This is a genomic window from Polaromonas sp. (assembly GCF_012927485.1).
Taxonomy (GTDB): domain Bacteria; phylum Pseudomonadota; class Gammaproteobacteria; order Burkholderiales; family Burkholderiaceae_C; genus Polaromonas.
In genome coordinates this window covers 40,612-59,839 of sequence record NZ_JABBPC010000029.1, presented here as the reverse complement: position 1 = coordinate 59,839, position 19,228 = coordinate 40,612, and the positions used below count along the sequence as shown (strand labels likewise).

The window sequence follows — 19,228 nt, the reverse complement described above, 5'->3', positions numbered from 1 at the left end:
ACCTGATGAGTGAAGTTAGTCAATATATCTTCAATGGCTTGATGCTGGGCGTGATTTACGCCATGGTCGCTGTTGGCTTTACCCTGTTTTTCGGGGTTCTGGACGTAATCCAGTTCTCCCACGGTGATACCTTGATGGTGGGTGCCTTTGCCGGGCTGACGGCGTCCATCGTGATGATGAAGATCGGGCTGGATTATCCGGTGCTGCAATTGCTCGCGGTGGTTATTTTTGGGGTCGCCGTCACTGGATTGCTGGGGGCGGGAATTGCCAAGTTCCTGATCCTGCCGCTGCGTCATGCGCCACCGCTCAACACGCTGCTTGCGACGCTGATGCTTGGAACCGTGATGCGCGAGGCGGTTCGTCTGTTCTATCCTGACGGCTCTAACCCGAAACCGTTTCCCGCTTTGCTGCCTACCTCCATGGTGGAACTGGGTGGGCTTTCGCTGCGAATTGACAACCTCATTTTGCTGGCCAGCGGCTTACTCGCCATTGCCGGAGTGCACCTTCTCATCACCCGAACCAAGCTTGGCTTGGCGATTCGTGCTGTAGCGCAAGACGGGGAGACCGCGCGGTTGATGGGTATCAACTTCGAGGCGGTTGTGTTGATTACCTTTGCACTGGGTTCCGGACTAGCTGCGCTCGCCGGTGTGATGAACGGCCTGTACTACTACGAAGTCAATTTCAATGTCGGTTTGCTGCTGGGGGTGATTGGATTTGCTGCGGCCATCCTGGGGGGGCTCGGCAATATCTATGGAGCCATCATTGGCGGATTTCTTTTCGCTGCTCTGCAGGTGATTGGCAGTGCCATGTTGCCAGCACTGATTCCCGGCATTCCCAGCTCTTACAAGGACGTTTTTGCCTTCGCCGTCGTCATTATTTTTATGGCCTGGAAACCGACTGGTCTGATCGCCGAAAAGTCAAGCGAAAGAGTTTAGTGCCATGAAACAAAAAGAAATCATCACCCCCGCGAAATCTGCCTTGATGCTCAGCATCGCCGCGCTTGTCCTGACTACTTATATGTGGTTTTTTCTTCGCGCAGAGAGTCAAATTAGTATTGCCATTTTGCTGGTTGTCGCAATCATGGCCGTGATTTTTAGTCGCCGATTCGGTGTTACCTTGCAGGTCGAGCAGTCGGTCTCACGGCGCCCGGGCCTGTCCCGATGGTTGGCCGTTGGCTGCGGTCTGGTCTTGATCGCGGCTTTCTACAATTCACACTTTGTGCTGCTGATGTTGTGTGGCGTGTTGTTGTACTCCACAGCCTGTCTCGGTCTGACGGTGCAATTCGGATATTCGGGCGTGGCCAACTTTGCCGGGGCCGCCTTTTTCGGCATAGGCAGTTACACCACGGCCGTTCTCGCCACCCACACTGCCATTCCCCACATTCTGGTCATATTGATTTCTGGCGTGAGTGCCGCTGTCATTGGTTCGCTGCTGATCTTGCCCGTATTGCGAACGCGTGGCCACTATGCAGCACTGGTCACCATCGCATTCGGTATCCTGTTCAAGACCTTCATTGAGGTCAACGATGTGCTGGGTGGGCCGCAAGGCCTAAAGGTGCCTGGATTGAACTTGTTCGGCTTTTCGTTGAACGATGGCTTCAGTCTGTTCGGCCTGGAGATCTCGTTTTATGTTCCCTACGCATTGCTCAGTCTTGCCATGTTTGCAGGCGGCTATGCCCTGGTTAATGCACTGGAGCGCTCTTGGGTCGGCCTGAGTATGGACGTGGTCCGAACCGATGAGACGGCGGCGTCAACTTTCGGCCTGCACATCGTTCGCTGGAAGATCATTGCCTTCACCATGGGAAATTTTTTCGCGGGTATCGCTGGCGGTCTTTACGGAATGATCATTGCATTCGTCGCACCCAACAACTTCACTTTTGGAGACTCGCTGCTGATGCTCTCAATTGTCATTTTAGGTGGCTTGGGAAATATTGCCGGCTTGATTCCGGCCGCCATGATTGTGTTGATTCTTCCTGAAAAACTTCAGTTTATTCAGGAGTACCGTTTCCTGTTGTATGCAGCGCTGGTGATCCTGATTCTGCTGTTCCGTCCGCAGGGGTTGTTGCCGCGCAAGACCCGGATTTTTTTCGCTAGGAAGAGTTCATGATGGCCGGTCAATCCTTGATCTCGGTTGACAAGCTAACCATGCGCTTTGGTGGCCTAACGGCGCTCGATGAACTGTCCATGACTGTACATGAGGGCGAAATACTCGGCCTGTTAGGTCCGAATGGCTCTGGAAAGACCACTTTTTTCAATGTATTGACCGGGCTGTACAAAGCCAGCAGCGGCAGTATTTCCCTTGATGGTGAAAACATTCTTGGCAAAACGCCGCAGGAGATTTACCGCAGTGGCGTCGCCCGTACGTTCCAACGCTCCCGTCTTTCGCTGTCTCTTACGGTTTTCGACAATATCGTCATTGGCGATTACCAGCACATGCAGCACGGCCTGATCTTCAATCTGCTGCAGCGAAAGGCGTTTCGGGCCGAGTACGAAGCTTACGTTGAAAAAGTAAAGGCCTTGCTGGAGATCTTCAGTCCTCCGCTGGTCGGGCGGTTGTTCGAGCCGGTCGAGAGCTTCACGATGATCGACCGCCGCCGGATCGAGATTTGTCGTGCGCTGCTGAGTCAGCCGCGCTTGTTGCTCCTGGACGAGCCGTCCGCGGGGATGACACATGATGAAACAGATGAGTTAATGCAGGATATTTTGCAGGTACGGAGAACGCTTGACAAACTGTCTGTCATTCTGATCGAGCATGAAATGAACGTGATCGAAAGAATCACTGACCGCTGTGTCGTCCTGAACTACGGCAAGAAGATCGCCGAAGGAAGCTATGTCGAGATCACAGCCGATCAGTATGTACAGACCGCTTATCTCGGAGAAGCCGCATGAGCAAACTCAGTGTCAAGAATCTCACTACCGGTTATGACAAGGTCAATGTCTTGCATGATGTTTCGATCGAGGTGGAGCCGGGCAAGATAACCTGCATCCTGGGGTCAAACGGGGCAGGCAAGAGCACGCTGATCCGTTCTATTCTCGGCCTGACACCTCCGCGGCAAGGCGAAATCTGGTGGAATGGGCGTAACCTCGCCGGGGAAAAAACGCACAAAATCATCGCCAGCGGCATCGCCTGCATTCCCGAAGGCCGCAAAGTCTTTCCGCGCATGACAGTCGGGGAAAATCTTGCACTCGGCGCCTTTCTGGAGATCTCTTCTGCCCGAATTCGGGAGCGACTGGCGCGAGTCTACGAGATATTCCCCCGTCTGAAGGAGCGGTCGGTGCAGCTTACCGGCACCATGTCCGGGGGGGAGCAGGCCATGGTGTCGATTGGTCGGGGCTTGATGGCCGAACCCAAGTTGCTGTTGATTGATGAACCCTCGCTTGGTTTGTCACCTTTGTATGTGAAAGAAAACTTCAAGGTGATCCAGCAGATCAATGACCTCGGAGTGACGGTTCTGCTGGTAGAGCAGAACGCCCGTCAAACGCTGGCGATCGCGCACTACGGATATGTTCTTTCACAGGGCAAGGTCGTCGCCTCTGGTTCTGCACAAGCCCTGTCTGAGAATGACAACGTGCGTTTGGCTTATTTCGGCTGAGTCGGTGACATGCTAAACATTCTCACACTGTCTGCGAGAGAGCTGGCCGCCAGGGTTTCGCGCAGGGAATTGACGGCTGAAGCCGTGACGCGGGCCTACATCGAACAGATTCAGGCGTGCGAACCCTCGGTCAAGGCATGGCAGTTCTTTGATGCAGACATGGCGCTGCAAAGCGCGCGTGCACTGGACCGCCACAGCAGCAACGCACTGCTACGAGGGGTCCCGGTCGGGGTGAAGGACCTGATGGATACTGCCGACATGCCAACCGCCTATGGTTCGCCTATTTATGCGGCGCAGCGTCCAACGTTCGATGCCGCATGCGTGGCCGCCTGCCGCGATGCCGGGATGGTGGTGCTTGGCAAGACCGTCACCACCGAGTTTGCAACCTTTCAGCCCGGAGTGACATGCAACCCGCGCGCGCGCGCAGACGCGCCCCGCACACCGGGTGGATCTTCCAGCGGTTCCGCCGCCGCGGTGGCTGCGAGCATGGTGCCGCTGGCACTCGGGACTCAGACGGCCGGGTCCATCGTGAGGCCGGCGTCCTACTGTGGCGTGATCGGCTACAAGCCTACTCATGGGACATTGCCACTGGCCGGCGTAAAGCCACTCTCGCCCAGTCTCGACACGGTCGGCGCGTTCGCGCGCTCGGTGGATGATGCCGCATTTTTTGTTGGTGCATTGACGCGGATCAACCTGGACCCGCAACGGCAATCTGCCCTTCGCGTGGGCATTTGCCGTAGCCCTCGCTGGGACCTCGCCTCAGACGATGCACGCCGCGCGCTTGAACATTCAGCACGCCAGTTTGAAAAGGTTGGCGCACAAGTTCATGACCTTGTTCTACCGGTTTCGTGCGATGCGTTGACGCAAGCGCAAATTCAGATCATGGCGTATGAAGCTGCGGCAGCCTTCGCGCCGGAGCGCCAACGGCAAGCGGAAAAGTTCAGCCCGGCCTTTGCGCAGTTCCTGGCATTGGGTCAGTCGCTGCACGGGGGCGACTTCGCCGCCGCGCAGTTGCTGGCGATTGCTGCGCGACGGGCGCTGGATGCCGTCTTCGAGTCGGTCGATGTGCTTCTTGCCCCCAGCGCCGAAGGCGAGGCGCCTGAAGGGCTGGACACCACGGGCAACCCCATTTTCAACCGTCTCTGGACGCTGTTGAGGAATCCTTGTGTGCACGTACCAGTAGGAACGGGAGTGCACGGCATGCCGGTAGGCGTCACGGTCATTGGCACGCGATGGGCTGATGCGCTGACATTGAGCGCAGCGCATACGCTGGAACTCAGTCTGAGCTGAACATGAATAATAAGTTGACTATGACCAACCCAGAACTGCGCGACCAGACGGCGGCCAGCGAAAGCGCGCAGGACCATGTGCAGCATGATCGTCTGCAGTCGGTCATTGCCGAGCTTGCGGCTTTTGGCGGGCGGACGGACGGAGGTGTTTCTCGCGAGACGTTGACCGACAATGACCTCAAGGCTCGCCGCTATTTGATCGATCTAGCCCGTTCGCGTGGGTGCTCGGTAACGATCGATGACTGCGCCAATCTTTTTTTTCGTCGTCCGGGAACATCCAATTTACCGCCCGTACTTACCGGAAGCCATGTCGATACCCAGCCGGTAGGTGGCAAGCTGGACGGGGCCTATGGTGTGCTTGCAGGCTTGGAGGTAATTGCTGCATTGAATGATGCAGGTATTGAGACATTACGACCTGTTGAGGTGGTTGCGTGGACCAACGAAGAGGGTTGCCGCTTTGGTCCGGGTGCCATGGGTTCTAGCGCCTTTGTCGACCCGAGTTGCCTGCCCGCATATCGGAAATCTGTCGATGCCATGGGTGTTAGTTTTGGGGACGCGTTGGACCTGGTCCTGGAGGCTGTACCAGATGTTCCCCGTCGTCCAATGGCTGAACCGATGGCGGCTTGCGTGGAGCTGCATATCGAACAAGGCCCTGTGCTGGAGCGCGCTTTTGTGTCGCTGGGAGTCGTCACAGGCATCCAAAGCGTACGCTGGTACAGCATCCATTTGACTGGCACTGCAGGCCATGCGGGCACCATGCCGATGGGTGAGCGCGTTGATGCCATGACCGCTGCCGTCCGGTTGGCGCAGCAGCTGTACGCCTATCAGGCGGTCGAGGCTGGGGAAAAATTGCGGCTGACGCTGGGCCGATGGCAGGTAAGCCCGAACTCCATCAATACGATTCCCGGTGCCGTGGAGTTCACCGTCGATGTTCGCTGTGTCGATGAACAGGCTTTGGTTCAGTTCGACGCGGCGTTGAATGAGATCGTTCAAGCTCATTCATGGGCAGGGAAGATCGAGGTAAAACCTATTTTTTCGCGTCCCCCGACACATTTTCCTAAGTCAATGCTGGAACTGATTGAACGAGCCTGCACGCGCGCTTGCAGCAGCGCTTCGCTGGCTGCGCCTTTGCGAATGACCTCTGGCGCTTTTCATGACGCTATGTATCTCGCAGAGCATTGCCCGACAGCGATGATTTTTGTTCCGAGCAAGGGGGGGGTCAGTCACAATGCAGCGGAGGAAACCGCACCTCAAGAGCTGTTTTTAGGTGCTCAGGCGCTCGCTTATGCCGTGACATCGCTGGCAAATGCCAGCCACGTCAGGTGAAAAAATTGGGGTGCTCATGAAATCAAATCTCGCTGCTGCACGGAACCAGGAGGATGTTGTCGTCAAACCACCGTCCATGCTGGGCGTCAGGATGAGGCATGCTCGCTTGGTTGCTGGTCTGACCATGACCCAGGTGGCTCAGAAATCGCAATGTTCAGAAAGTCTGATCTCAAAAATAGAAACTGGACAGGCCTCTCCTTCGTTGGCGATGCTGCATCGAATTGCGGTGACGCTGGACACAAACATCGCCACCTTGACGACCGAAGAAGCGCCCAAGGAAGGTCCTATCCTGCTTAATGGCGAGCGCCCCGTGATCAAGGCCGGGGGAATTTCCCTGGAGCGCATAACGCTTCCCAAGCGGGGTGGCCTTTTACAGGCGAATATTCACATTATTCCGCCAGGCGAGGCGAGCGATGGTTTGATAGAACATGTCGGAGAAGAAGTTGGCTTTGTACTGGAGGGCAGCCTTGAACTGATGCTGGGGAGTGAGTGCCACCTGATCCAGGCTGGGGATGCATTTAATTTATCCAGCCAGACACCTCATGGGTACCGCAATGTCGGCAAGGTCACTGCAAGAATTTTTTGGGTGAATACGCCTGCGACTTTCTAGACGTTGGGGGGTGCGGACAATAACTTGGACTGATTGGCGCTGAGGCAGACCTCGATATCGCGCAGGGGTTCGCGCCACGTCAATTGCGCAAAAGCCATCTCACGAAACAAATCGGCGCAGCTCAGCGTGCGCGCACCAGCGTCGCCCCCATATCGATCGATGATGCGGCCGAAGTTCTTCCGAGGCACGTACTCCATGATTTGCGCAGACAGTGTCTTGCCAACGTTCATGCTGCACCCTCGGTTGTTCAAACCGAGAAGCATCGCAAATGTGCAAATTGAAATTCAAATCGTGGACACTCATGAATCTCTTAAAACCCCCGCCGCTATTGGTCTTCAACCGGATTCGAGAGGCTCTCCATGCTCCATTCTTTGCGGGCAATGGTGAAAACATGCGACAGTACGGCCAAGCGGCGCAGTACAGTTGACAGTTCGTATTCTTTCAACCATTAGTCTCGTAACTTGACCACATCAGCGCTGCGAATCGTCGCCATCAAGCTCTCAGCCATCGCCGTCGCCCGCCAGATACGCAAAAACGATCGCTCGCCCGCTACGATCTTCTTGCCATGTGTTATTTCGCTCTCATACCGATCAAGAGTGTCATATAACGTCGTTGCTTCTGCCTCACTCCGACTGAGCCAGATGCCGCGAGAAATTCCGACTCGATCATTTGTGCCCAGGCCTCGGCCTTGGTATTCAAAGTCTTGCTTTGTGCAGGGAATCCTCGTCGACGTATCTGTGCTTCCCGCTGATCGGGACCGCGTTTTCGATAGGTTGCCACTTGTGTATTTTTAATCGAGGAGTGGCATTAATGTGGCAAATATTCAAAATACTTCTCGGAAGCCGCTTTATAATAAAAAACTAGCTTCTCGTAATGAGAAGGTCGGATGCTCGATTCATCTCTCCGGCACCAGACAACAAAACCCCGCCACGTGAAAGCATGGCGGGGTTTTTCATGCAGATTGGCACCATGAACAATGCACTAAGCCCCTCCGTCTGTTTTCGAATGCTGGCAATGGTCAGCGTGTGCGCTGGAGGACTAAGCTGGCCGTTGGCGGGCCTGACGCAGGATCAAAGAGATCCCACTCCCGCACTGTTGCCCACCCCTACGGCTTGGCGCGTCACGTCGGAAAGCTGGTCATTGCCCGGCGCTGAAAAAATGGGTGTGGTGGGTGGCAATCTGCTCTTTGAAGTGAACGACAACGTCAAGCTGGGCGTAGGGTCGTATGGGGCAGTGCGCGGCGAGCGCGGCGGTTTCATTACGCTGGGTGTGACGGGCGAAGTGCAGCAGCGTCTGAGCCCCTTCTGGCTGGCCCACGCCGGGCTGTTCGTCGGCGCGGGTGGCGGTCGTGGCGGCTCCACACTAACGGGTGGGGGTCTAATGGTGCGCAGCGACATCGGCCTGACCTATGAAACGGGTCGCTATGGCAACGTAGGGTTTGGTGTGAGTCACGTCACGTTTCCCTCCGGCGTAATCCGCAGCACCCAGCCTTATTTGATGTATGAATTCCCTTTCCATAGCTTGCTCAATAGTGGTTGGAGCCAAACCCCTGCAGGCGGTACCAGCCAGCCCGGTGCCCTCTCGTCCACAGCGCAAGAATTCTCTGTGGTGTCGCGCAGCTACCAAATCCCGTCGTCCGTGGTGCAGGACGACGGCCAACCCCAACACCGCAGCATGCAGCTATTGGGCGTGGAATGGCTGTCGTATATCGACGATCGCTGGTTTTTGAAGCTGGAATCCGAAGGCGCCATGGGCGGCCAGAGCAACGGCTATATGCAGATCCTGGCGGGCGGCGGCTACCGCTTGCCGTTGACGCGTAGCACGGCGCTCAAGCTCCACGCGGCCGCTGGCCCGGCTGGCGGTGGACGGGTGGACACCGGGGGCGGATTGCTGCTCGATGCCGGCATTGCGCTACAGCAAAACCTGACCCCCCGCACTGCGGTGGAATTGTCGGTCGGCGAAGTGCGCGCGCCATCCAGAAGCTTCAAGGCAAGCAGTGTGGCACTCAAGCTGAACTACCGGTTTGGCCTACCCGCCGTGACTTCGGCAGCCGTACCCTGGGAAACGCTCGGCGGGTTTGACGCAGAGCCGTTGCGCGTGCGCGTGGTCAACCAGACGTACTTCAAGGCCAGCCCCAACTGGCGCAACGGCGACGTCGATCGGTCAGTGAGCAACCTGGGCGTACAGCTCGACTACTTTGTCTCGCCCCACTTGTTTTTGACGGGCCAGGGCTTGGGAGCCTATGCCGGCAAAGCAGGCGCCTATATGACCGGACTGGTCGGACTGGGCGGCCAATGGCCGGTATCTGAGCGCTGGTTTGTGGAGGGAGAAGCGCTGGCAGGCGCGGCAGGCGGAGGCGGTCTGGCGGTGGGAGGTGGCCTGGTCGGCCAAGTCAACGCAGGGGTTGGCTACCGCTTATCGAAATCATTGTCTGTGATGACTACTGTGGGGCGAATTGAAGCGTTGCGCGGTGACTTCAAAGCCAATGTAGTCGGCGTTTCACTGGCTTACCAGTTCACGGGATATGTGCAGAAGTAAAAAGCACCGGCAAACCAGCCGGCCGGCGCCATAAGCCAGGACGCCGAGCAACGCACACTGGGTCACCACCAATGAAACTGGCATAACCTCTGTCAGCTAGGTGGTTGTAGCCGCACGGAGCCGGCCGATTTAGGGGAGGCTGCACGAGTGCGGGTCGGCACAACATTGCGCGCATCCTGGGTCAACGAGGCGCTTTTCCGCAGAACACCGGATCGCCTTTCGTGCGCTCGAATGCGTTGATAAGCGCCAACTCGCTGTAGCCTTGACGGTTGCCCTGCGGCACCGTAAGACTCCGCGCACTGAAGCTGCGCTCGCCCTCTAAATCCGGAGGCTTCGTCTCTGCTATCGCTGCTGAAGCAAGTGCAACCGCATTGGACTCAACCGCAACTCACGCTCGTCCAATGGACTTGAACCACGCAAGGCGCAAACTAGCGAGTTTCTCTATGGATTTCTGGTCTTGCGCAGCGCCCTGCAGCGCATGGCGAACGAAGATAAAGAGCAGCAGGAAAAATCCCACGGCCAGCACCGCGCCCATAACGATCACGGCACGCTTCGGGTTTGATTTCTTCTCAGGTTCCTGAGCCACATCAACCACTTGAATGACCGCTCCTTCCCGGCTTTCGTCCAAGCGGGCCATTTCGTACTGCTTGGAAAACAGCTCGAACAAGGTTTCGTGATATTTGAAGTCGCGAAACTTGGCGATATAGTCGCTCCCGCTGGCACCGCTGGCGGGCTCTTCTTTTTCGGCGCGCGCCACCTGGCTGCGCAGGGCCGCGAGCTCGGTTTGGCCCTGCTTGAAATCGGGCGCCGTCTCGGTAAGGTAGCCACGCATGCTGGCCAGCTTGACTTCTTGCGCGGTAATGGCCGCCTTGAGCTTGGCCAAGCCTTCCACCGCCGCTTGGGGACTGGCTTTTAGCGCGCTACTGTTTACGCCGCTGGCCTTGAGGGCCTGCTCTGCTTTGACCAGATTGTCTTTGGCGGTCGCAAGCTGTTTTTCGAAAAAGAGACGGCGCTGCTGCGCCTCGGTAACGGCCAAACGGTTAAGCAAGCGGCCCAGTTCTTCCACATACGCATTCGCCAGCGTGGCCGCAAATTTTGGGTCTTTGTCGTCTACGTCAATGCTAATGAGTCCGTCTTTGCCGCTACTAACGCGTACGCTCGCCGCCAACGCACTGCGGGCGTCCTGCCGATATTTCTGATCGTAGCGCTCTGCCTGTTTGAAACGATCGATCAGTGCGTCTTGCACACTGCGGCTTTTCAGAAAGGACACATACTGGTCCGCCGGATTCTTTAGGCCACTGGCAGCGCCCGCCAGCCCGCCCAAGGCCCCTAAAGATTGAAGCATCGCGGCGGCCCCGCTTTGCTGCTGCTGCGGCGGCATGAATTTGGTGGTTGCGGTGAAAGTAGGCACGAGGGCAAAGCTTACCCCCAAGGCCAACAAACCTGCGGCCAAGGGAACCAGCACCAAAAGACGTAGATTTTCTGCCACCACCTGCAGCAGATCCAACAGACTGATTTCGTCATCTTGAACCACGACGGAATCTAGCATCGCAAGTTGGGTGTACTCGGTTTGCGTGGTAGCAGCGTTCATAGTCGTCAGTGCGATAGTGTCAGTTACAGCGTCTTGATGGCCTTGATGGCCGCGAGGCCCAAGCCAAAGTTGGAGAAGATTTGCGTCCAATCCTTGAGGGCGCGGGTTGCAAAGTTATAGCGGGACTCGCGGTCCATCTGGGCCGGCACCACCACCGTATCACCAGGCATAACCCGAGTCGACTCGAAACCGCCCCCAAACAGCCCGCTATGATCTCGCCGCGCCATGATGCTGCCGTCGGCCCTCAGCACAAAAGCCTGGTCGGGCTCGGCGTCTTCCGTCAGGCCGGCGGACTTGAGAACGTCGCCCACGGTCTTGCCAGGCTTATGAATAAACACGTTTTCGTTGTTAACGGATCCAAACGCCGACACAAAGCCTGGCACTGCGGGAATGAGGATACGGTCGCCGTCTTCGAGCGGCAAGGGCGGTAATGCAGCCAGGGTTTGAGCCTGTGGATCAAGCTCGAGCGCCAGACGACCGTTGCTTTTGAAGGATTTGAGCCGTTCGATTTGGCTTTTGAGCTGTGCCTGCTGCTGCTGCAGCAGCACTTGGGCCTGGGCCGCGCGGTCGGCACCCAGGTTGGCGGTGACGCTGCTGGATTGTGCCTGGGCCTGGGCCTCCAGCCGACGAATGAGAATGTCGAGATTCTCCTGTTGGCGAGTGCGTACAGATTCACGGTCGAGTTCGGTGCCAAATACATAGGCCTGTGGTGTCAGACCGCCAATGCGGAGCAACAGCTGAGGCAGTGTTTCGCCCGCAGCGGCCTGGTACACGCCGGGAGCGCCTACCTCGCCTTCCACGCGAACCAAGCGGGTCTGGCGGTCTTGCGGCAGGCGCAGGTCGTTCTGACTCAGAATGGTGACCACATCGCCGGGTTGAAGCGGCAGATTGTGTGCCGGGTCATGCTGCAGCACGGCTTTTCCCAAATTGAAGGGGATGAGCTCAGTGGTGAGCGTGTTGCGATCCATACGCTCAATCACGGCGTACTCCCAATTGATTTGGTCAACCATAGCGCGGACACGGTTGGCCACCTTGCCACCGGCCTCACGGCTAACGTCGTCGTTTTGCACCAGCAGATTTTTGCGCTTGTAATAGTCGGAGGTGATCAGAGCATCGCGCTCGGGAATGAGGTCCAGGATCTTCATGCCTTCGAACCAACGGTAGCGCAGCGGCGCAGCCACAGTGCCCTGCAGGGTCACCGCATTGGCAAAAGCCGGGCTGATAGACAGCAAAGTCAGCACGTCGCCATCGCGCAAGGGTTGTTTCAGGCCTTCAGCATCCAGTACCAAGTCTTGTACCTGGCGTGGCGGATTTTTTTCGGGTGCGATGCGCTCAACCAGCGCTTTGCGGGTACTGGCCAGCGCCGGGACACCGCCACTCAAGCTCAGAATGTCGCCCACAGTTGTGTTGATCGTCCCCGCCTTCAGCTCATATATGGCGGCTTGATCCAATGCGCCGGTTATGGCGACGCGCGGACCCACAGGCGGAATCACGATGACATCACCCGCCTGCAGGGGCAGGTCACGCCCTCTATCGCCCTTCGCAATAAAGTCATAAAGGTCGACCGTAGAAATGGTTTTGCCTGCGCGCTTAAGCTGGATATTGCGCATGGAACCATTGGTTGTGGGGCCTCCGCTGGCAAACAGAGCGTTCACCAGCGTGCTCAGGCTGGACAGACTGTAAGTTCCGGGTTGCTGAGCTTGCCCCACTACGTACACCTGAATGCTCCGCAGACGCCCCAAGTTGGCGTTAACGCTGAAGTTGGTAAAGACTTTATTCAGTTGGCTACGCAGCACAGACTCCAGGTCACGAACCGGCACGCCAGCCAGCGTAAAAACGCCTACTTTGGGCAAGGTGATCTGACCATTGCGATCAATCGTGTGGCTGCCGCTGTAATCCACGGCACCCCATACCTGCACCCGCACCTCGTCGCCTGGGCCTAAAACGTATTCGGCTGGTGCCGGCAGTGTCGCGTCTGGCGCATAGGTCTGAGACAGCTCAAACAATTCGCTGCCATACACGGGCAGCAGACGGCCAGTGGCTTCCTGCACAAAGTGTTGGAACTGGCTGGGTAAGGCCGCACGCATTGTTGGTCGCACATGGGGGGAGGCTTCTGGGACGGTTTTTTCAGTGCCCGCTTTGGCCTCTCCTGAGAGAGGAGTCTGAGTCATCATCAGGCTGGCCGGCGCTTGGGAAAGCGGCGCTGAAAGGCCTGACGGGGCCGCCGTGTTGGCTGCGGACTGGGCCGGTGCTTGTGCGGCGCTTGCACCTGTGAAGGTCACGCCGGTCTGGGCCTGCGTAGCAAGCGCCACGCTGAGTAACAACAGAAGGAGCGAGTACCTGGGAAATAATTTATAAAACATGTAAAGCTGAAAAGTGATGGGCATTTAACTTGCGATTCGCTGACTGGCACCCCCAAAACGACGGTCCCGCGCAGAGAACCAGTCGATGGCTTCATCGAGACCCTGCGGCGTGAAATCAGGCCACAAAGTGTCGGTAAAAAACAGTTCGGTATAGGCCATCTGCCACAGCAGAAAATTACTGAGGCGGGACTCGCCGCCAGTCCGGATCATCAGTTCAGCGTCTGGAGCGTAGGCCATACTCAAGTAAGGATTCAAGCCGCCCTCGCCAAGCGCATCGACAGATTGATTTGGGTTGGCCGCCTGCCATGCCTGTACGGCAGATACCATATCCCAGCGCCCTCCGTAATTGACCGCAATGGTCAGGGTGATACGCTTGTTGTTAGCCGTTTTTTCTTGCGCTTCACTGATGAGCTTTTGCAGCCGGGCATCAAAACGCCGGGGATCGCCCACTACCTTCAGGCGCACCCCGTTGGCGTTCATGTCGTCCACTTCTTTTTCAAGGTAATGAACCAGAAGCCCCAGCAGACTTGACACCTCTTCAGGGGGCCGTTGCCAATTTTCGGAGCTAAAAGCAAAAAGCGTCAGGTAAGCTATTCCCCGCTCCGCGCAAGCCTGTACGATGCTGCGCACGCGCCGCGCGCCACTGGCATGACCAACAGCCTGGGGCATGAATCTCTTCTTTGCCCAACGACGGTTGCCATCCATGATGATGGCAACGTGCTGAGGAACCGGATTAGGAACAGGAAATTGGACAATTGACAAGTAACAGCACCATGTTGAGGTAAGCGACGTCAAGAAAAGTAACAAAAGAACAAAAAAGTCCTCCGCAGAGGACTGTTTGCATAGTTTATTTTGATTTTATGACGATAACGTTAATTTTTTGTCGTTTTCCGTGAATTTACTTTGATGAGCAATATTTCAAAATTTTTTCGAGAACTAATCCTCAGATGGGAGGAAAAAAGCTTGGTTCGAATTTAAGCCGGTTTGACATCCGTACGAGGTTTATCTTCAGTCGCAAGAATCTTGTCGATACGCTTGCCATCCACATCAACCACTTCGAAGACCCACCCCGCGCAGCCGATGCGCTCACCGGTGGAAGGCAACCGTCCCGAGACCGCCATTAACAGGCCTGCGGCCGTGTTGTAGCGGCCTCGGCCTTCGCCCGGCAGCTCTTTTATTTCCAGCCGCGCCTTGAGTTCGGACACGGGCATGACGCCGTCGATCAACCAACTACCGTCGGCGCGCCGGGTCGCCCAGGCATCCGCCTGCGCGCCTGGCTGCAGTTCGCCCGTGATGGCTTCCAGCATGTCAATCGGCGTCATCAGTCCCTGCACCACGCCGTATTCATCTACTACAAACACGATCCGGGTGGACTTGGCGCGCAACTGCTCAAGCAGTTCCATGCCCGTGAGGGTTTCCGGCACAAACACGGCGGGCACGGCATAGGCGTCAATGCGGTCGGCCACCGAAGGCATTGACTCTGAATTGGTGCCCACCACCGTTGCCGGGTTGATCTGCCCTCGCAAGGCGAGCAGCTTGGCCACATTGACCACGCCCACCACGTCGTCGAGGCTACCCCGGCACACCGGATACCAGGAGTGGCCGGTCGCGCCGGCCTTGTCGATGGCTTGGGCCAGCGTGTCGGATGCATCAATCCATTCGATGTCGGAGCGCGGCAGCATTAACGATGTCAACAAACGGTCGTCAAGCAAAAACACGTTTTGCACCATCCGGTGCTCCTGCTCTTCAATCAGGCCGGCGTCGACGCCTTCTTCGAGACTGGCGGCAATCTCTTCTTCGGTCACCGCCCGTCCGGCCGTAACATCCACGCGCAACAGTTTGAGCACGGCATGCGTGCTGATGGAAAGCAGTTTGACAAAAGGCTTGGCACCACTGGCCACCCACATCATGGGCCGTGAAACCAGTCGCGCGACTGTCTCAGGGTAGAGCTGCCCGACGCGCTTGGGTACCAGCTCACCAAACACAATCGTGACAAAGGTGATCACTGTCACCACAACCGCTGTAGCGGAAATATCGGCAGCACGATGCGGTGCGCCAAAGTTTTGTATCCATACTGACAGGCTGCCGCTAAAAGCCGCCTCGCCAATAATACCGTTCAGCATGCCAATAGAAGTGATTCCCACCTGCACCGACGATAAAAACTGCGTGGGGTTGTCCAGCAGGACCAAGGCCGCTTGCGCGCCTTTATCCCCCGATTCGGCCATCGCCGTCAGCCGGGCTTTTCGGCTGGAAGCCAGGGCCATCTCCGACAAGGCAAACACCGCGTTAAGCAGCGTCAAAAAAATAATCAGCAATAAATCCATACATCCACAGGCAAAATAAACACCATGTCACTTTACTGTATCGGCGACCTGCAAGGTTGCAATGCACCATTCCAGCGCCTTCTGGAGAAGGTGGATTTCTCGCCAAGCCGGGACACCGTATACCTGCTGGGCGACTTGGTTAACCGGGGACCGGACTCGCTGGGCGTGCTGCGCAGCCTGATGGCGCTGGGCGACGCGGCACAATGTCTGCTCGGCAATCACGACCTGCACTTGCTGGCACTGTCGCAGGGCGTACGCAAACTGGGCCGCAACGATACCGTGCAAGCGGTGTTGCAAGCCGCCGACAGCCAGGCCCTGCTTGACTGGCTGCGACATCGGTCGCTGGCCATTCATCGCCACGGCTGGTTGATGGTGCATGCGGGTGTACTGCCGCAGTGGAGTGCGGTGCAAACCCTTACCCTGGCTGCCGAGGTGGAGCAGATGCTGCGAGGCCCGGATATAAAAGATTTCTTGAGCGGCATGTATGGCAATTTGCCCGCCAAATGGAACGACCGTCTAAAAGGGGCCGATCGACTGCGGGTCATTGTGAACGCGCTTACACGCTTGCGATTTTGTACCCAGGACGGTGCCATGGAGTTCACTAGTAGCGAGGGTGCCAGCGGCGCTCCAGAGGGCTATGTGCCGTGGTTTGAAGTTCCTGGCCGACTGACCGAAGCAACCCCTATGGCTTTCGGGCACTGGTCCACCCTGACGACAGACGCGCCAGGCCTCCCCCGTTTGCGCCACAACAGCTTGCCGCTGGACACCGGCTGCGTCTGGGGCGGCTGCTTGACAGCCGCTAAATTGGGCGCTGCAGCGGGCGAGTTTGAACTGATCACGGTACCCTGCGAAAGATTTAAAAAACCGGGAAAGACCCCAAATTGATTGGCTGAAAAGTCGCAAAACCAATTACGACAGTTGCGTCGAGGTAGCCTGGTTCGGCAAAACGGAAACGGGAGCGGTACCGGCTGCGCGGGCGATGGCTTCATCGGACCAGGCTCGCGCTACGCTAGCCGACAGCAAGAGCACGGCGGACGAAAAGTAAGTCCACATCAAGATGACAACCAAAGATCCCGCGGCCCCGTAGGCAGACACCACCGCTGCAGTGGACAGGTAAATGGCCATCAGGTATTTGCCCACCTCAAACAAAATAGCACCCGCGGCTGAGCCCATTACCAGATAGCGCAGGGCTGGTTTGGGACCCGAACTCATTTTCATGAGGGCCACAAAAAGCGCGACGCAAAATCCGAACGACACGACCTCATTAATAACCCAGGCGATTTTTTCGAACGCCAAATAGCTGCCCGCCCAACCCGACAGAAGGCCCAAAAATGTAGAAATGGCCAGGGAAACCAGCAGCAGAAACCCGAAGGCCAAGATATAAGCGATGCCGCGCAGACGTAAAGAGGCGCTGTACCACCACTTCTGCAAGGGCACCTCACCACTGCCTTGCCGCCACAGGCGCTCGAAGGCATCCTGCAACTCGGCAAATACGCCGGTAGCCCCCGAGAGCAGCAACAAGAACGCAAACAGCGAAGCCGCAATGCCCTCCGAAGGTTTTTGCGCACTCGACAACGCTTGCTGAACTACCTGAGCCCCTTGGGCGCCGATCACGCCACGAATCTCGGAAACCAGACTGGTTTCAATGTAGTTGCGGTCGAGCCACCAACCCAGGACGGCCACCAGCAAAATGAGAAGAGGCGCCAGACTCAGAATGCCGTAAAACGACATGGCGGCGCTCATACGCAAGCCGTCTGCCCGGATCCAGCAGTCGACGGCGCGCCGCAACGGATGGTAAACGCGCAGCACCGCGGAAACCACTGGCGCTAGCGAAGCCTTGATACGCTGAACGAAAATCTCCATCATGGCGACACGTTAAGTGGACTGCAGAAAGACCGTCACCAGACTGCCACTCCAATGACCGTAGGTGCGCGCCGACGGCTTCCGATGCGCGAAAGCTCTGGCCTCAGTTGCTGGTTTTGAACAACGCAGCAACTTTTTTCTTGGTCTTGATGTTGGCAGACATCGCACTGCGCGCAGGATTATCTTTGGCCGCTGACTCCCAAGCCGGCTGCGAGTTTGTGGAGGCGTTAGCCTCATAAGGCTGGTCAAAAAACGGATCGCGGGGCGCTGCAGGCTGGCGGTACGGCGTATATTCGCGACGCTCTCGACGTTCAGGCCGCTCACGAAGCGGCGGCCGCGATTCCAGCGCGACGCCGTCTTCGCCCTCCCCGTCACGGTACATACGGCGGCCATCGTTGATACGGCCCTGCTCGCTGATGCGGGGACGGTCTTCGTCAAACTCGAGCGGCTCGAGTTCTATTTTGGTGCTCAAGAGCTTTTCAATGTCGGTAACCAGGCGGGTATCGCTGCTGGCGACGAAGCTCACCGCCAGCCCCGATGCACCGGCCCGTCCAGTACGGCCGATACGGTGTACATAGTCTTCTGCATTAAAGGGGACGTCGAAGTTGAACACCGCCGGGACATCCTTGATGTCCAGTCCGCGGGCAGCCACGTCGGTACAGACCAGCAGATCCACTTCACCTTTTTTGAACGCCTCAAGTGCCTTCAAACGTTCGTCCTGGCTCTTGTCGCCGTGCAGCGCTGTCGTCTTGAGGCCCTCACGTTCCAGGGAACGGGCCAGACGTGCGCAGCCCAGTTTGCTATTGACGAAAACAAACGCCTGCTTCATGCCGCGCTGGCGCAGAATTTGGTGCAGGGCGCGGCGCTTGTCGTCCGCATTGACGGCGTAGAAATGCTGCTCGACCGTGGAAGCCGCCGCGTTGGAACGTGCCACTTCAATGGTCACCGGATCCTGCAGGTAGCTGGACGCCAGCCGTTTGATTTCGGGTGAGAAGGTCGCTGAAAACAACAGCGTGATGCGCTGCTTGGGCAGGTAGCTGAGAATGCGCTGCAGATCGGGCAAAAAGCCGATGTCAAGCATCCGATCGGCCTCGTCGAGCACCACATACTCCACCTGGTTCAACACGGTATTCTTGGCTTCGATGTGGTCTAGCAGGCGGCCCGGCGTGGCCACCAGCACTTCAACGCCCTTTTTCAGTTCCAGCGTTTGCGGCTTCATGTCCATACCCCCAAACACGACCGCACTGTTCAGGTTGGTGTACTTGGCGTACAGCTTGACCTGTTCCGCAACCTGGACTGCCAGTTCGCGGGTAGGCAGCAGTACCAGGGCTCGTACCGGATGACGCGCCGGTGAAGTCGAGGCGTTCTCGTGCTTCATCATGCGCTGCAGCAAGGGCAGCGCGAAAGCCGCCGTTTTTCCGGTGCCGGTTTGCGCGGCGCCCATCACGTCTTTGCCTTGCAGAACCACAGGGATGGCCTGTTCCTGAATGGGGGTCATGGTTTCGTAGCCCATTTCGGCTACGGCGCGGGCCAGCGGTTCCGCCAGCGATAAGTTCGAAAAAGAAGAGGTCATTTAGCTTTATATTGTCGCACTTTGGGTGAAATAACCCTTTTCGCCGCTCAAGGAGGCCAGCAACAGGTCGCTTGGCCGGTAGGCATGACGACTCGACAGCGCTAATTTGCTATTAAATAAATAGCTACCGGCAACTGTCTCATATGGGCCAAATCCGGT

15 protein-coding genes and 1 pseudogene are annotated in these 19,228 nt (G+C 57.2%); 9 read left to right on the top strand and 7 right to left on the bottom strand.

What is annotated here, in order from left to right:
* Positions 1–5: 5 nt before the first annotated feature.
* Genes HHJ16_RS11090 through HHJ16_RS11060 form a run of 7 tightly spaced genes read left to right on the top strand, consistent with a single transcriptional unit; the run spans position 6 to position 6,817 of the window.
* Complete coding sequence (locus tag HHJ16_RS11090) at positions 6–935, top strand: branched-chain amino acid ABC transporter permease (protein WP_293642850.1); 930 nt, start codon at positions 6–8, stop codon at positions 933–935.
* Positions 936–939: 4 nt separating this feature from the next.
* Entirely contained in the window at positions 940–2,106 is a 1,167-nt protein-coding gene (locus HHJ16_RS11085) for a branched-chain amino acid ABC transporter permease (protein WP_293642849.1), read from the top strand.
* Positions 2,106–2,888: an ATP-binding cassette domain-containing protein gene (locus HHJ16_RS11080; RefSeq protein ID WP_296900790.1), complete on the top strand. Its 783-nt coding sequence runs from the start codon at positions 2,106–2,108 to the stop codon at positions 2,886–2,888. Before HHJ16_RS11085 ends, HHJ16_RS11080 begins: the two co-directional genes overlap by 1 nt.
* Positions 2,885–3,592, top strand: coding sequence for an ABC transporter ATP-binding protein (locus HHJ16_RS11075; RefSeq protein ID WP_293642848.1), 708 nt, complete (start codon positions 2,885–2,887; stop codon positions 3,590–3,592). Before HHJ16_RS11080 ends, HHJ16_RS11075 begins: the two co-directional genes overlap by 4 nt.
* Positions 3,593–3,601: 9 nt before the next feature.
* On the top strand, positions 3,602–4,882 hold the full coding sequence (locus tag HHJ16_RS11070) for an amidase (RefSeq protein ID WP_293642847.1): 1,281 nt from the start codon (positions 3,602–3,604) through the stop codon (positions 4,880–4,882).
* A 20-nt stretch (positions 4,883–4,902) separates the two neighbouring features.
* A complete protein-coding gene (locus HHJ16_RS11065) occupies positions 4,903–6,207 on the top strand; it encodes a M20 family metallo-hydrolase (protein ID WP_293642846.1) in 1,305 nt (434 codons plus the stop codon).
* 16 nt (positions 6,208–6,223) lie between these two features.
* A complete protein-coding gene (locus HHJ16_RS11060) occupies positions 6,224–6,817 on the top strand; it encodes an XRE family transcriptional regulator (RefSeq protein ID WP_293642845.1) in 594 nt (197 codons plus the stop codon).
* Positions 6,818–6,831: 14 nt separating this feature from the next.
* On the opposite strand, the pseudogene HHJ16_RS11055 reads toward HHJ16_RS11060, so the two are convergent.
* Positions 6,832–7,047, bottom strand: a pseudogene (locus tag HHJ16_RS11055) (DUF4372 domain-containing protein); the annotation flags it as partial.
* Positions 7,048–7,786: 739 nt separating this feature from the next.
* Here HHJ16_RS11055 and HHJ16_RS11050 point away from each other — a divergent pair.
* The gene (locus tag HHJ16_RS11050; RefSeq protein WP_293642844.1) at positions 7,787–9,355 is read left to right on the top strand and encodes a hypothetical protein; all 1,569 of its coding nucleotides are present in this window, start codon (positions 7,787–7,789) and stop codon (positions 9,353–9,355) included.
* A 388-nt stretch (positions 9,356–9,743) separates the two neighbouring features.
* On the opposite strand, the gene HHJ16_RS11045 is transcribed toward HHJ16_RS11050, so the two are convergent.
* From HHJ16_RS11045 to HHJ16_RS11030, 4 genes are all read right to left on the bottom strand, one after another.
* Entirely contained in the window at positions 9,744–10,946 is a 1,203-nt protein-coding gene (locus HHJ16_RS11045) for a Wzz/FepE/Etk N-terminal domain-containing protein (RefSeq protein WP_293642843.1), read from the bottom strand.
* A 23-nt stretch (positions 10,947–10,969) separates the two neighbouring features.
* Positions 10,970–13,333 (bottom strand): SLBB domain-containing protein, encoded by a 2,364-nt coding sequence (locus HHJ16_RS11040; protein ID WP_293642842.1) that lies wholly within the window; start codon positions 13,331–13,333, stop codon positions 10,970–10,972.
* Positions 13,334–14,065, bottom strand: a complete 732-nt coding sequence (gene uppS / locus HHJ16_RS11035) for a polyprenyl diphosphate synthase (protein ID WP_296900788.1) — start codon at positions 14,063–14,065, stop codon at positions 13,334–13,336. It abuts the gene before it with no gap.
* A gap of 218 nt (positions 14,066–14,283) precedes the next feature.
* A complete protein-coding gene (locus HHJ16_RS11030; protein WP_293642841.1) occupies positions 14,284–15,633 on the bottom strand; it encodes a hemolysin family protein in 1,350 nt (449 codons plus the stop codon).
* A 24-nt stretch (positions 15,634–15,657) separates the two neighbouring features.
* Between HHJ16_RS11030 and HHJ16_RS11025 the strand changes: the two genes are divergently transcribed.
* Complete coding sequence (locus HHJ16_RS11025) at positions 15,658–16,518, top strand: symmetrical bis(5'-nucleosyl)-tetraphosphatase (protein ID WP_293642840.1); 861 nt, start codon at positions 15,658–15,660, stop codon at positions 16,516–16,518.
* A 24-nt stretch (positions 16,519–16,542) separates the two neighbouring features.
* Here HHJ16_RS11025 and HHJ16_RS11020 read toward each other — a convergent pair whose 3' ends face one another.
* Together HHJ16_RS11020 and HHJ16_RS11015 are read right to left on the bottom strand one after the other, a co-directional pair.
* Complete coding sequence (locus HHJ16_RS11020; RefSeq protein WP_293642839.1) at positions 16,543–17,496, bottom strand: YihY/virulence factor BrkB family protein; 954 nt, start codon at positions 17,494–17,496, stop codon at positions 16,543–16,545.
* 103 nt (positions 17,497–17,599) lie between these two features.
* Positions 17,600–19,069, bottom strand: coding sequence for a DEAD/DEAH box helicase (locus HHJ16_RS11015; protein ID WP_293642838.1), 1,470 nt, complete (start codon positions 19,067–19,069; stop codon positions 17,600–17,602).
* Positions 19,070–19,228 lie beyond the last annotated feature (159 nt).

Excerpts from the sequence above, each read along its gene's own strand:
- HHJ16_RS11070 (WP_293642847.1), top strand. The coding sequence starts at position 3,602 with ATGCTAAACATTCTCACACTGTCTGCGAGAGAGCTGGCCGCCAGGGTT.
- HHJ16_RS11045 (WP_293642843.1), bottom strand. The coding sequence starts at position 10,946 with ATGAACGCTGCTACCACGCAAACCGAGTACACCCAACTTGCGATGCTA.
- HHJ16_RS11080 (WP_296900790.1), top strand. The coding sequence starts at position 2,106 with ATGGCCGGTCAATCCTTGATCTCGGTTGACAAGCTAACCATGCGCTTT.
- HHJ16_RS11075 (WP_293642848.1), top strand. The coding sequence starts at position 2,885 with ATGAGCAAACTCAGTGTCAAGAATCTCACTACCGGTTATGACAAGGTC.
- HHJ16_RS11065 (WP_293642846.1), top strand. The coding sequence starts at position 4,903 with ATGACCAACCCAGAACTGCGCGACCAGACGGCGGCCAGCGAAAGCGCG.
- HHJ16_RS11025 (WP_293642840.1), top strand. The coding sequence starts at position 15,658 with ATGTCACTTTACTGTATCGGCGACCTGCAAGGTTGCAATGCACCATTC.
- HHJ16_RS11060 (WP_293642845.1), top strand. The coding sequence starts at position 6,224 with ATGAAATCAAATCTCGCTGCTGCACGGAACCAGGAGGATGTTGTCGTC.
- HHJ16_RS11085 (WP_293642849.1), top strand. The coding sequence starts at position 940 with ATGAAACAAAAAGAAATCATCACCCCCGCGAAATCTGCCTTGATGCTC.
- HHJ16_RS11030 (WP_293642841.1), bottom strand. The coding sequence starts at position 15,633 with ATGGATTTATTGCTGATTATTTTTTTGACGCTGCTTAACGCGGTGTTT.
- HHJ16_RS11020 (WP_293642839.1), bottom strand. The coding sequence starts at position 17,496 with ATGGAGATTTTCGTTCAGCGTATCAAGGCTTCGCTAGCGCCAGTGGTT.
- HHJ16_RS11040 (WP_293642842.1), bottom strand. The coding sequence starts at position 13,333 with ATGCCCATCACTTTTCAGCTTTACATGTTTTATAAATTATTTCCCAGG.
- HHJ16_RS11050 (WP_293642844.1), top strand. The coding sequence starts at position 7,787 with ATGAACAATGCACTAAGCCCCTCCGTCTGTTTTCGAATGCTGGCAATG.
- HHJ16_RS11015 (WP_293642838.1), bottom strand. The coding sequence starts at position 19,069 with ATGACCTCTTCTTTTTCGAACTTATCGCTGGCGGAACCGCTGGCCCGC.
- HHJ16_RS11090 (WP_293642850.1), top strand. The coding sequence starts at position 6 with ATGAGTGAAGTTAGTCAATATATCTTCAATGGCTTGATGCTGGGCGTG.